At 41.4% G+C, this 13,095-nt stretch carries 10 protein-coding genes and 1 pseudogene; 3 read left to right on the top strand and 8 right to left on the bottom strand.

The window, feature by feature from the left end:
• Nucleotides 1-297: pseudogene (locus tag F6K49_RS28215) on the top strand (Uma2 family endonuclease); the annotation flags it as partial.
• A gap of 144 nt (nucleotides 298-441) precedes the next feature.
• On the opposite strand, the gene F6K49_RS28210 reads toward F6K49_RS28215, so the two are convergent.
• The 3 genes from F6K49_RS28210 to F6K49_RS28200 form a co-directional block, all read right to left on the bottom strand.
• Nucleotides 442-1,011, bottom strand: coding sequence for a Uma2 family endonuclease (locus tag F6K49_RS28210; protein WP_293022488.1), 570 nt, complete (start codon nucleotides 1,009-1,011; stop codon nucleotides 442-444).
• Nucleotides 1,012-1,107: 96 nt separating this feature from the next.
• Complete coding sequence (locus F6K49_RS28205) at nucleotides 1,108-1,281, bottom strand: hypothetical protein (protein WP_293022485.1); 174 nt, start codon at nucleotides 1,279-1,281, stop codon at nucleotides 1,108-1,110.
• Between the two features lie 55 nt (nucleotides 1,282-1,336).
• Nucleotides 1,337-1,906: a Uma2 family endonuclease gene (locus F6K49_RS28200; protein ID WP_293022482.1), complete on the bottom strand. Its 570-nt coding sequence runs from the start codon at nucleotides 1,904-1,906 to the stop codon at nucleotides 1,337-1,339.
• A 150-nt stretch (nucleotides 1,907-2,056) separates the two neighbouring features.
• On the opposite strand from F6K49_RS28200, the gene F6K49_RS28195 reads away from it, so the two are divergent.
• Nucleotides 2,057-2,194 carry a hypothetical protein gene (locus F6K49_RS28195; protein ID WP_293022479.1) on the top strand — a complete coding sequence of 46 codons (138 nt, stop codon included), beginning with the start codon at nucleotides 2,057-2,059 and terminating at the stop codon, nucleotides 2,192-2,194.
• Here F6K49_RS28195 and F6K49_RS28190 read toward each other — a convergent pair.
• The 4 genes from F6K49_RS28190 to F6K49_RS28175 form a co-directional block, all read right to left on the bottom strand.
• Nucleotides 2,180-2,452: a hypothetical protein gene (locus tag F6K49_RS28190; RefSeq protein WP_293022477.1), complete on the bottom strand. Its 273-nt coding sequence runs from the start codon at nucleotides 2,450-2,452 to the stop codon at nucleotides 2,180-2,182. The two genes, F6K49_RS28195 and F6K49_RS28190, sit on opposite strands and share 15 nt — an antisense overlap.
• Nucleotides 2,437-2,634 carry a hypothetical protein gene (locus F6K49_RS28185; protein WP_293022475.1) on the bottom strand — a complete coding sequence of 66 codons (198 nt, stop codon included), beginning with the start codon at nucleotides 2,632-2,634 and terminating at the stop codon, nucleotides 2,437-2,439. The genes F6K49_RS28190 and F6K49_RS28185 overlap by 16 nt, the downstream gene beginning before the upstream one ends.
• Before the next feature lie 239 nt (nucleotides 2,635-2,873).
• Nucleotides 2,874-3,383 (bottom strand): phage tail protein, encoded by a 510-nt coding sequence (locus F6K49_RS28180; protein WP_293022473.1) that lies wholly within the window; start codon nucleotides 3,381-3,383, stop codon nucleotides 2,874-2,876.
• Between the two features lie 224 nt (nucleotides 3,384-3,607).
• Entirely contained in the window at nucleotides 3,608-12,106 is an 8,499-nt protein-coding gene (locus F6K49_RS28175; protein ID WP_293022471.1) for a polymorphic toxin-type HINT domain-containing protein, read from the bottom strand.
• Nucleotides 12,107-12,435: 329 nt separating this feature from the next.
• Between F6K49_RS28175 and F6K49_RS28170 the strand changes: the two genes are divergently transcribed.
• Nucleotides 12,436-12,600: a hypothetical protein gene (locus F6K49_RS28170; RefSeq protein ID WP_293022468.1), complete on the top strand. Its 165-nt coding sequence runs from the start codon at nucleotides 12,436-12,438 to the stop codon at nucleotides 12,598-12,600.
• 94 nt (nucleotides 12,601-12,694) lie between these two features.
• On the opposite strand, the gene F6K49_RS28165 is transcribed toward F6K49_RS28170, so the two are convergent.
• The gene (locus tag F6K49_RS28165) at nucleotides 12,695-13,033 is read right to left on the bottom strand and encodes a 2Fe-2S iron-sulfur cluster-binding protein (RefSeq protein ID WP_293022465.1); all 339 of its coding nucleotides are present in this window, start codon (nucleotides 13,031-13,033) and stop codon (nucleotides 12,695-12,697) included.
• Nucleotides 13,034-13,095: the final 62 nt, after the last annotated feature.

Here is a 13,095-nt window from a genome sequence, read left to right as displayed (position 1 = left end):
CGTTATCAACTCCAACCACCCGATGGTAATAACCGTTACTGGATTGATGAAATCAGCTTATTTCTGGGTATCTGGCAAGGAACTAAGGAAAACGGAACTGGTTACTGGTTACGTTGGTGGGATCAGCCAGGAGAACTGTTGCTGTGGGGTTCGGAGTTGGTGATCGAGGAACAGCAACGAGCTCAACAGGAACGGCAGCGAGCTGAGCAGGAACGGCAACGAGCTGAACAGGAACGGCAGCGAGCCGAGAAATTGGCAGCGCAGCTAAGAGCAGCAGGCATCGAGCCACAGGGATAATTGCTCAACTGGGATATCATATCCATTCCGGTAGCATTGCTCTTTTCAAGCTTGGGTAATTGGTCATTGGTCATTAGTCATTGTGATTACTCTCAATCCATGACTTATGGCCGATAAATGGAAAAAATAAAAGCCAACCAAAAATTAGTTAACACTTAACCAACTAAACATTTCGGCAACGGATAATTGCCAATCTTTAAGACTATCTAGTACAGGTAAAATTTCTTGATCTGATTTGATTTCTGGCAATTGATTCGGTTTAAAGATCATCACTGATTCATCTTCAGGATCAATTAACCAGCCTAATTCTGTTCCTTGGTTCAGACAAAACAGAATTTTTTTTATCACTTTATTCGCAGATTGTTCAGGAGAAAGAATTTCGATTACCCAATCATGATAAAGCTCAAATTTCTTGGCAATTCTTCCTTTTTCTGTTTTCGGAATACGATCCCAACTAAATACTGTAATATCTGGAACAATAGAACGTCCCCCAAAAGTACATCTTAATTCAGGGAAAGCATGGGCGATTTTTTTCGATAAAACAACGTCATTTATCGCTGTACCAAGACGAATTTGTAAGGTACTATGTTCTCCTTGAGGCATAGGTTTTTGTTGAATTTCTCCATTGACATATTCACTAGCAGGTTTCGTTTCAGGAATTTCTAAAAATTCCGCCAGGGTCAACGTTTGTCTAATTTGATTAACAGCAACCATTTATGACCTCCTGTTTGTTAGATTTTAAGTAAGCATTCAGCGGTCAGCCGTCAGCCGTGAGCCGAAGGCTCACGCTTCGCGAACAGCTTATTTTATTCAAAAGCTGTTGCTGTAGCGTGTGCTATGGACATAAACTGTTCCCGTAGCGTGGCCACAGGCCTTTGGCTGATAGCTGTTGCCGTAGCATCTCAAGTAGCGCATTAGCTGATAGCTGATAGCTGAATGCTTAAGATTTTTACTGTTGCTGGATTCAGTTCCAGTAATCCCCACCAGAAAAGCGATGCTCGGTACGAGCCGCTACGCGAACGCATCCTACAAGATCCGTTTACTCTTTCAACCAATCAAATATCTCACCCACCTTAAGCTGCACTGCTTCGGCAAACTCTGGCACCGGCAACACCACCTCTAAGTTCTCAAACAGTTGCACGGATTTATCGGCACTATAGACAAATATCAAGGACTCTTCCGGATCCAATAACCACCCCATGTTAGTACCATTGTCGAGACAATGGAGAATGTTGCGAATGACTTTGGTTTGGCTCTGCTTGGGGGATAAGATCTCGATGGTCCAATCTGGATGTAGATTGAAGGAATTAGCCACTTGGCCATCATGATCACGAGGAATCCGTTCTGTACGAAAGACGGCAACGTCTGGGACAATTGATCGCCCACCAAAGGTACACCGCAGTTCGGGGAATGCCTGGGCAGTTCGCTCTGGCTTTAAGGCGAGTGTTAAAGCAAAACTCAATTCCCGTTGAAGGATGCTGTGCTTTCCTTGAGGCATAGGTTTTTGTTGAATTTGTCCATTGACATATTCACTAGCAGGTTTCGTTTCAGGAAGTTCTAAAAATTCTGCCAGGGTCAAGGTTTGTCTAATTTGATTAACAGCAACCATTTATGAGCTCCTCAGGACTTACGCGGTTAAGTTGATAAGCGCCCCCCTAGCCCCCCAATTTTGGGGGGTAATGATGTCAAAGTCCCCCAGAATTGGGGGATTTAGGGGGCAAATGCGTAAGTCCTACTCCTGTTTCTTAGATTTTAACTGTTGCTGGATTCAGTTCCAGTCATGCTCACCAGAAAAGCGATGCTCGGTACGAGCCGCTACGCGAACGCATTCTCCAAAACGCGATCGCATCTTTCATTCACTACAACCATCGCACTACAAAAGCTAGATTTGCTTTAAGATATCATCGTACTTGCTGTGTGGGCCGATCCAGAACCATAGAACTCCCTCTGGTTCATCAGAACCTAAAGCTCTATAATTTCTACCTACTCTTACCGACCACAAACTTTTGATCTTTTTTAATTTCAAAGATGGATGTTTGGGATCTTGCTTAAGCAATTCATAGTTCTTATCTGCTAATTCTTGAATTTCCTGTGGCAACTGACGGTAGTACTCCCAAAACTGTGAAGTAGTGAAATGCTTTAAATTTCCTGGCACTTTCCCTCTCTGAATTCTTGCCTTGCTTGTTTAATTAGATGATCTAGCTTGCCAGATTCAAAGTCTTCCTCAATTTGCTTATCCCATAGAGATTCATAGAATTCATCAAGCCATTTAACCAGATCTGTTAATTCTCCCGTAGAGAGTTTCATTACTGCTTCTTTGATTTCTGCGACACTCATAAAATTCCATCGCCTTTATCTACTGCATCTATAATTATAATAGTGATCTCCCATACCGCCAAATTGGGGAAGGGATGGAAGTCTAGAAATACCACAGGAAATTTTTGTCTTGAGGTTAATATTACCGTGTATGTATGGCTTGAGGTGCATAATTTACCACAAACGCCGCCCTCAATAAAATAGCGATCGCCCCTCAATTCACTACAAGCGATCGCCCTATTTCCCAATTTAAGAATCAGCTACACATCCTTCGCCTTGATGATCCAATTGACGTAGATGTTCTTGGGGCGGGTTTCTTTTCCACCTGCCTCCATCATGCTAGCAGTTATATCCCCACTTTTCTGGATATCGCCTGTTGTGTTAGCATCTTTTTTGTCTTGATTACCGTTGCCTGTTGTGTTCTTGAATTTGTGATTGTGAGCTTTAAATTCATCCTCCTGCACAGAACCAACATTATTACCCTCATTTCCACCTCTACCAGAAGCAGTGCGCTCATGAGTATCTGGATCTCGTCCTGCCGTACCATCTACGCCTCGGACAAAGCGACCTCGCAAATCGGGTACCCTGAAAAATTGAGCATTTGAAGCTACTCCATAATAACTTCCAATTACGCCGTTTAGCTCCGGATAGTTGCTCTGTAGATACTGGTTCCCATCGCAGATAAGCCATCCTTGACGTTGTAATTGTCCTGCAGCAGTTCCGTCAGTTTTTCCTGCATATGCCATAATCGTTCCAATTGGTACTGTCATGATTTAAGTTTCTCCTTTGTTTGATTTCAGTGTTTATTTGATAGTTCGATCCATGTCCATAGGACAATAAATCAGGGTTTGATATTTCCTGTTATGGGGGTCGGATCGAATGGTTTTGATTGTGAGTTTTCATAATTTTAGATTCTCCTTTGTTTTATTTCAGTGTTTATTTGATAGTTCAATCCATGTCCACGGATAGGAAATCTTCCCATTTACCCTCCTCTTCACCACCATGCGTGGAAGACGGCAAGCGGATTTCTGATAGAATCGGGAAGATAGGTTAGTGTTCTTGTCGGTAATGTCATCCTATGCCTGTTTTGAATAAACTGATTCTTTTCCCTAAAAACAAAATCCCGAAGAATTTGAGGATCTGTGCTATCAGCAGCAGAACCCATACGCCTTAATTCTTCATGGGCTAATTTAGCAGGGAGGGAATCGAAAGGAGACGCTAAACCTCTATTCGCGTTGTAAAGTGCGCGTGAGGGACTTCCAGGTGGCATTCGGAATTCCCTTGCAATATCAGAGTTTATCGCCTGCCTTGTTAGTCTATTTGCTATAATCCTCCCACATGGAGGATTATGAACCAAAATCCGTTTCTGGGTTACATAATAAGTATGCGCCCCGCCTACTTCAAAATTAAAGACTTGCGATCGCTCTAACTTCATTTCAATCCTGTCTAGACTTAATTTACGCCCAGCTTTATTGAGCAAAATATCGCCTTTTTTTAGACCTTCCGCAGGAGTCCAACCTTTTCCATTTACCCAGAAAGGATGCTCTGGGGTTGTTATAATTTCCTCCTCTCCAAAGGTAAGCAGAACAATATATCTTGATGTCCGCTCAAATGCTTCCAAAACGGGATACAATCCTACTTCACCCGTGTCTTCATTGAAAGCCCAGACTAAATCACCTTTCTCGATTTTTTCAATCGCTATAAAACCATCTTCAACCGCTACCTCAGTACCTGCCACAAAACATTTGGTTGTGTTATCTTCGGCAATGGTAGCAGCACCTCGTTCTTCTAAGGTTGCGGCACCTTTTTCTTCAGCAGTAGCAGTAGCTCTTTCTTCCAGGCCAACAGCAACTCTCTCTGCTGCTTCTTCCTCTCCTCCTACTGGTATAAGTAGGGAGCCTACTTCTGCGATACCTGCACCAAATTGCTCATCCTTGTTAATCTTGAATGGATGTGGAATCCCTACAGATTTCCCTTGAGACATCCTGTATGCGGCATAAGCCATACTGTAAGGTGAAGAAATTATATTGGCAAAGTTATAAGCATCAACGCCTAAGTTGACCGCCTCCTTACCTAAGCCTGAGAAAAAGCTTGTAAACGAACCAAAATTTCCTGTTGATAAAGACTTATCCAGGTCAGGTGCCAGGAATTTTATAGCGAAATGACCGACAGGGTTGATTTTTGACCAAACATGATACACAGATTTGGTGATATCACCTAGAAAACTGAAAACGGATTCTCCTGTTGGATCAGTATGTGATAGAGGATCGTTTCCTGCATAGAGATAGGGACTGAAAAACTCTCCTGCGGGGTCAATGGTATAGAAACGCCCCAACGTGCTGTCGTACAAGCGTGCGCGATAATTATATAAGCCAGTTTCTGGCTCGTATTCCTGTCCGGTATACCGATAACTGAGAATTTGCCCATCCCCTGTTGTTCGCAGTAGATTGCCAAACGGCATATAGTCATAGGAAGCAGCAACTGGATGCTGATCACCGGAAACATCAATAACGACTCGACTAGAACCCTCGTGATCCTTCAAGACATAGTAGAGTTTCTGGTTTTTCACCATCGCCAGCAAACCACCAGGTCCATAGATATAGAGAACTTCAGACTCCCCATTGTTTACATCCCTAATCTTCTCCAGCAACGGATAGGAGTTCATACCCCGGATATACAGTTTGGCAGTATTAGGGGAATTCCCACGCCAAGATTGTTTCAAAACCCGTTGATTCTTACCACCATAAGCATAGGTAACCAGACTGACAGTTTCATCATCTACCGCAATTGATCTGGTCAGTTGAGTCATGGGGTCATAGGTAAGCTTAGAGAGTGGCTTATTTAAGCCGCCAGCCCCTTTAATGGCAGTAGTAATATTGCCGTTGTCATCATAGTGGAAATCATCCTCGTTCCCACCAGTATTTTTGACCTGATTCGTACCTGGAAGGTAGGAGAATTGCGCCTCATCGCTACCCCGTTTAACATCCAAGAAATTCCCATTAGGATCATAAGTGACAGGTTGACCAACACCGAGATTACCCGTTTCGATCTGGTTATTCTGGGCAACCTTTAACTGGTCGATATTATCGTACTCAAACCGATAATTATAGGCTTCGGGAGCATTTTCCCAAGCGAAAGCCTGTTCAATTTGACTAATTTCGCCATTGTAATAGCCGTTATCGTCACTTTCTTGGGGCGTATATTCAAGGGTTTCGTTAAAGAAATCGTCAGCAATTTGAGTCACCCATCCCGGCGAATTATACTGGTAATACCGTTTGATTTGACCAGAATTGCCATTGTGCAACAACTCTGCTTTCAAGCTGCCATTAGCGTTATAGTGATAAGCTGCCAATGTTTCTGGCTGATCGGGAGATGTGCCAATGCCCTTGAGATAACCGAGATGGTCATAGGTGTAAAAGATTTCTGTGGGGCTTTCACTGCTTGTTTCTGTCCCATTGGGATAAGTTATCTTAATGACATTGCCCAGGTTATCGTATTCATAATGGGTAATATAGGTTTCATCCCCATAAGCATTGACTTTGAGGGTTTTGCTGAGAACATCCCCATAGACATCATAGGTAAACGTCTCCTCCACATCTGGCTCACCATGATCGCTATTATTGGTTAAGATTTTAGTTAACGCACCGATGGCATAAGGAGAAACCCCATCTCCATCATAGAAATACTTTTTTCGCCAAGTAGGGGGAGTTGATGGCCAATCAGGAGTTTCGGCTTTCTCCTGAAGGTCAGCTTCATCCCAAGTATATTCTAGATACCCCTTTTCCACAGGTCGGCTCAGGCGATCGTACTTAGTATAAAGAATATAGGGTGATTGTGCTGCTGCTCCATTAGCATCCTGCATGAAACGAGGTTTGCCCCCTCGGTCATAGATGTATTGTGAGGACTTATTATCAGGATTATAACTTTGCGTCAACCGACCTAAGAAATCATACTGATTGGTGGATACCCATTGTTCCGGTTGCGAGCCATCAGGGGGCTGGTAATAGTTGGGGGGTTTAGTGGTAACTAGCCTTCCAGCATCATCATATTCATAGGCAAGGGTGATATATTCATTTGTTTCCGGTTCAATCAGCGTTTTCTTGGCAAGTATTTGGCCTGCTTGATCTTTGAGGGTATAAGTCTTGACCCCATTGGGATCGGTAATAGTCTTGATCAGATATTCGTTACCAGGAAACTTGAACTCGCCAAAAACATCCCCTTCCCCGTTAATCCCATAACCATACCTCAAAGTATGATTCAGAGCAGGATTGTCTGTATTTGCGATCGCAAAATCCTTCCCTGGTTTACCCCTTTCCATCACCCGCGATAACGGAGAGTTCTCAAACAACTTACGAGAATAAGGATAGCCCCCATCATCGGAGAAACCGCCCCCTGTAGCTGAGTAATACTGGGCAACATCCCCTTCCATTACTCCAGTTTCCCAATCAAATGTAGTGACAAAATTACTCTGAAAAGCAAACAAAGTATTCTCATATTGAGCCGTTTTTGTCTGCACTGCTGCACGTCCAAGTTCGTCATAGATAGCTTGGTTAACCAGACAATTTACTCCTTCTAGCAATTGGGTTTGCTTCTTGCGACCATTGCCATCGAGATAGTCAATAGAGGTCATCGGATCTTGGAAGACGACAACATCTTGATAAGAAACCCGATCTCCACAGAACAAGCTCAACGCCCCAGAAACCGTCTGGTCTAGGATGCCAGCAAATAGTTGTTGCCCATCAACATAGAAAAGAACAGCACTCTCTATAGCAACAAGAACCCAATCTCCCGCAGGTTTCATAGCCGATGGAATCTTATCACCGTTTACCTGCCACCCATCCGAGGACGACCATTGAACGGTCAGATGTGAGCCAATGGAGATACCAAGGGGCTGATTCACTGTTTCTGGCGGAGTTACTTGCACTCGCACCCCATAATTAGAGTAAGCATCGGAGTTTTTGAGAGTTATCTGGTCTGTTTGCGTACCAACGTGAACCAAAGCCTCATTTTCCACCTTCCACGCATTGGCATCTCCATCCCATATATCCTGCCATTGTCCATCATGGAAGTTATCGTAAATCCCCCCATTTCTGGCAGCAATCCGCAAGCTACTGTTAGGATCTGTCCCAGTGAATGCGTCATTCCCTTGTCGGGAATAATAGGGTACTGTTAAAGTACGGACATTTTCATCTGGGCCAATAGTAGCTATCATTCGCTGATAGTTGTCATAGACATAGCGCAGAGTGTCGGCATGATTGCCAAGTTTAGCTGTCATGATTTTGTATTTAGTGTCATAGACATTCCCTTGGAAACCACCCATCAAAGGAACAAAGCAAATATCATCGATTAAAAAAGATTTAGATGTTTTTTGATTAGATATTTCTAGTCCTAACTGTGTTCCTTGAATTTTATTTGTATCAATTACATGATGCCAATATTGCCATACGCTATCAGTTGATTCAATGGGCACAGTAATAGGTTGCCCTACAGGGTTATCACCGTTGTAAAATTGTAGTTTAACTTGGGCTTTACCCCCATCTGTTTCAAACGCTGTTTCTGTTTTAATCCAAGCAGAAATAATATAGGTTTGAGCAGTATTATTCAGGGTTAGATATGCTTGTTTTTTGAGAGTAAAATTAGGGTGAAGTCGCAAACTAGAAACACCTGTATGAGCATCTCCGGTGACAATCAAAGCAGTTATATTACCTTGATTTATACTCCAATCACTGAGATTCTCGTAAGCTTCAAACCCTGTATAAGTTACCTCTTCAATCGTAGCATTAGTAAATTGAGCAACAGGATAAAATTGCTGGTTATCTAATAGAGTTGAAGTGTGAACCCCATTGACATCAATCAAATCTTGCGCTACTCCATTTGAGGTACGATAAATTACTTCTGAAACCTTCAACCAATCTGTTTTATTTGGTTCACTTAAATTATCCCATTGGTCAAAAACAGCATCTTCATTAAGTCCTTGATAGGTTCGGTATAGCCCCCATTTACCTCCTCCCCAATCTTTCCAAGTTGAAACTGCGATCGCTGTGGTTTTATCATTATTTTTACTAACAGTTTGGACAACAGGAGTGAGGATATTTTGTTGTCTCAATTCCTCATACTTTTCCCAACCATAAACAGAAGTTTGTGTCAGTGTTTCCTTTTCACCCAAACTATTGTAATTGTAAGTTGTCTGTGTTTTTAGCAATCCCATTGCCGAGTCATATTCATATTCAACCGCTCGTTTAACTCCCACATCTGATGCATTACCATTTGAGTCTGTGGTGCTAATTTCTTGGTCATAGAGAATACTTTCCTCGCGTTTCTGTTGAATATAAAACCCGTATAAATCAACCGGCCTTGACTCTCCTAATTTCTGTCTTTGGGTTACTATGTTATATTCCACAGTTACAGTTTGGCGAGGTAACTTATCATCTGTTGAGTTATAGGCTTTCTGTTGATACAGAGAACCATGCAAGAAGCTGTAGTAAGAGGGAGGGTTTCCTTGAAAGTCCTTAAACCCTAAACCTTCTACTGAAAGTCCATTAAAGAAAAGATGTTCAGTCTTCCCAAAAGGAGTTAATTGTGAATTGTCACTGCCTTGTATCACCGTAACATGAGGATATTGAGTAACAATTCCTTGAGCACTAATAACTATATTACCTGTATCGTAATCATAGCTAGTCTGACTTTCTTGATAACCGTCATTAATAGTAACTTTTACTACAGGGAAATCAGTAACATTGCCTTGAATTGATTCATTAAAAACATAATAGAGATTCAATTCAGAAGCTTGATCAAAATTGTCCCCTTTGTAAGTAACAAAAGCATTCAATCCAGCTAAATTAGTTCCCGATTTGCCTTTACTGCTTTCGTTATCAACATAAATCCTTTCTGAGAGAGATTGAGGATTAACAACCTTGCCATTTTTTAACAAAAATATCTGAGTCTGTCCATCATTCGTCTCGCAAGCAATATAAAAAGGAGCGCGGTTAATTATGCTATCAGGCTTAATCTCCGGTGGAATTGAGTGTGGATCTTTGTTAAATACTCCTTGATTATCTCTGTAAAAAATTGCGTCCCCAATAGTGATAAAGTTACCACTGACAGTGGGTTGATAATCATTAATAATTCCATCTAGATTGAAATCTTTAGTTGGGATATAACCTCTAAAAATATTGTCTAGTAAAGAATTTAGCCATTTACAAACAGTCTGGTAAAGTCTAGTTATCCAATTGGGCGTAGTTGTTGACAAAGACCCCTCTAAGTCAGGGGTTTCCCATTGATCTTGATAAGGATTGTAAGCTTTTATATCACTGGAATCTGAACTTGAGGCGATCGCTAAATCAGAACCATAAGCCAACTTTGTTGCTTCATTTCCACTAGAAACATTCAGATTACTATCTATCCAGTCACTGCCATTATATCGCCAGAGATTACCAACATTTGCAACTAAGCTGCCTGTAGTTATGGAATAACCAAAGGGTTCTTTTGTATCTTGAGGTACGCTGTAGGATTTGCTGAAAGGTTGAGGATTGACTTCAAACTGAGCATCCCATTGATAGATGGCTACTTCATACTCAATATTGGTGCCGATACTTTTAACAAAAGTTGCTGTAGCCGAGTCATTACCCAAACTCCAATTAAGCAAGGGATTACCTTGTGCATCTTTTTCAACTGGACTGATCGTAGCAATTTCTTTTTGATCCCATCTTCCGGAAATTTCATCTTGGTAATATAACACCAGTTCACAGCTTTTAAAAACAGGATCATAGATACCAATAGTAAAATAATTACCGAAAGCAGCTAAAGCATAATTACCTTTACTTATATTTATACTGGGACAGGGAGGACTCCATATCTGATTCGGCTGATTCCAAACCCATAAATTAGCATCTGCACCAGACACAGCAGCAACAACAAAACTACTACCAGCAGCAAGGTGTGTTAAGGAATCACTTGAAGGTAAATCTAAAGGGGGAATAGAGGGTGAGTGCCATTGACCAAAACGCCCCTTTTCCTGATGGAATAGATACACATTCATTTGAGAATTTGAATTGAAACTCAGCGCAAAGAAATTACTCTGAGTTACTACCTGCAAACTCTCAATATCTAGCTGACTAGAGATACTTTTCTCATCCTCTATCCAGTTACCATTCCAGCTATATACTTTGACATCTAAATTTCTCCCACTATCATCATAATAAGCAACTACAACATAATCACCACCAAACCAAACACGAGGAATACCGTTGCCAGAGATGGGTATATTATGAGAAGTTCCAATTAGATTCTTTTTGTCGTAATTGAAATTAGCAATACTACCTGTAGGATAAGTAATGTTTTTTAATGCACCACGATGGACATTCTCATTTATATCCTCTGGATTCGTGTAATACTCAAACTTATAACCAGGTAAAGACTCTCCCTCTGCATTTTTCTGAGTTATTCCTGTTAGATAACGCTTAGAGAAATCCGCATTATTATTAGGATCAGTTAAGGAAACATTTTCCAACTCATAATCAAACTGGATATAAAATAACAGCGATTCTGAGTTTTCTTGTCTCACTTCAATGGAATCAAGAAATTTAGTTTCATACCGATCCTGATAAGCATGACGGTTTGATTGTCCGCTATCTTCATGGGGAATCTGATACTCTCTTATTTGGTCATCATACTGTTTAGGTTGGTAGACAAAATTAACAGTACGCCCATCTAAAGCAGTAATTTGTTTTAAGTAAGTAGCTTGGGTATATTTATAACCACCGATACCAATTTCTTTTAAATCAACTTCATAGCTAAAAGTAACCTTTTCGCCCCAAGTATTTTGAATTTCTGCTAAATTCCAAGCTAGTACAAAAGGTTCCTGTCCTGATGTATTCGTAGTGCTACCAATCCAGTTACCATTCCTACCACCCCATTTCACACCCCATTGAATATAGGGATTTTTGTCTGCTGGTTGGCTTGTATTCCCTCCATAAGTCTGCTTTACCCCATTTTCCTTGATAATCACCCATTTTTCTTTGTTTGGGTAATAGCGAATATCCCAAGGTTTATAGTCTTCCGTCTCAAAATTCCAAGATTCTATACTCACTCCGTCTGAGGCTAAATTTACGCCATCTTGATACAGCCGATTAGCCGAACCGCCAGAAACAAGATAATATTCGTTGTCGTAGCTAGAACCCGTATTTTTATTGTCAATGGCAATCATTTCATAGGGCATATTCCACCCCAAACCCAGAATTCCCGTCGGTGACTCCAGATTCCAGGTATCCACCAGATTTTGAATGTTACTCTGGTACATGATGGCGACCTTAACATCCAAATCGCCTCTACCCGGAAGGGATATTAATTCCAAGGGAAGGTTAACATCGCCTCGGAAGAGATTTACTGAATTGGGTATGGTGCCAATACCACTCCCATCCATCTGAAATGTTCGGATAACTGGGAGTTCAGATAAAGTACTTGGAGAGTAACCACTAGAAGTTATTTGAGTCATTTAGACATATCTTCTATCTAATTGGACTTTGGACAAAAAGCAAGACCTAGTTACATAACTAGAGCAGGGGAAACGCCATAATCAATAAGGATTCTTCTTAATACATTAATATAACTATGCAATAGCGCTGTTCATCAAGGATTAGTATGATCCTAATCCTTGCTCTATCTCACATTTTTGCTCAGTTTTTCTGACGCTTTCACTGATAACTATAGCAGTCCTAAATTAAAACAATTACCTAATTACACATAAGTTTACATTCACTTCTTGTAAGTTTACATTCACTTCTTGCCCTGGCCGATGAGCGAGTCTTGGCTCGCTTTAAATCTATGGCATGTGAGGCTATAATTCCTCCAAAATCTAACCGTAGAGTGCAACGAAAGTACGATAAACAGCTTTACAAAGCGCAACATCTTTTTAAGAATTTATTCCCTAAAATCAAGCAATACCGTGCCATGGCAACCGGTACGATCAAACTGCTAGAAATGTCTTAGGCACAATTGATCTCGCTGCTGCTGTTGTTTGGCTTAACTGACGACACGCCCTAGGTTTTAACTACAGCCGAGGTTCCAGTCACCATCGACAACTTCATGATTCTGGGGTCCAGACAGTTTTATCTCCTTGCCCCCAAAAGCCATCATATTTGGTAAGACAAACATCACCTAAAACCTTTGTCTGACAGGCTAAGCGGCGATTTGCCGTCGGAGAATGGGGCGGAAGCGATCGCCTAGCTTTATCCTTCCAATTTGGCTCGGATACTTCCCCGTCTATCTCAACCGCACAGGTACCACAGCTACCTAATCCTCTACAGTTAATTAGTTTAGCGTTGCCGTTGTATAGGGCAACCCCATGGTCTAGTAACACCTTGCGCAGATTACTGCCCTGGTCACATTCAAAGCTTTTTCCTTGTGCTGTTACTTTAGGCATTATTCAAGATTACTCCTTATCTGTAGCTTATTTTTTAATACAATTAGATGCAGCTATGTTTA

The organism is Moorena sp. SIO3I6 (genome assembly GCF_010672095.1).
Note: the sequence above shows the minus strand (reverse complement) of the source record. Positions and strands in the feature narration are given on the sequence as shown.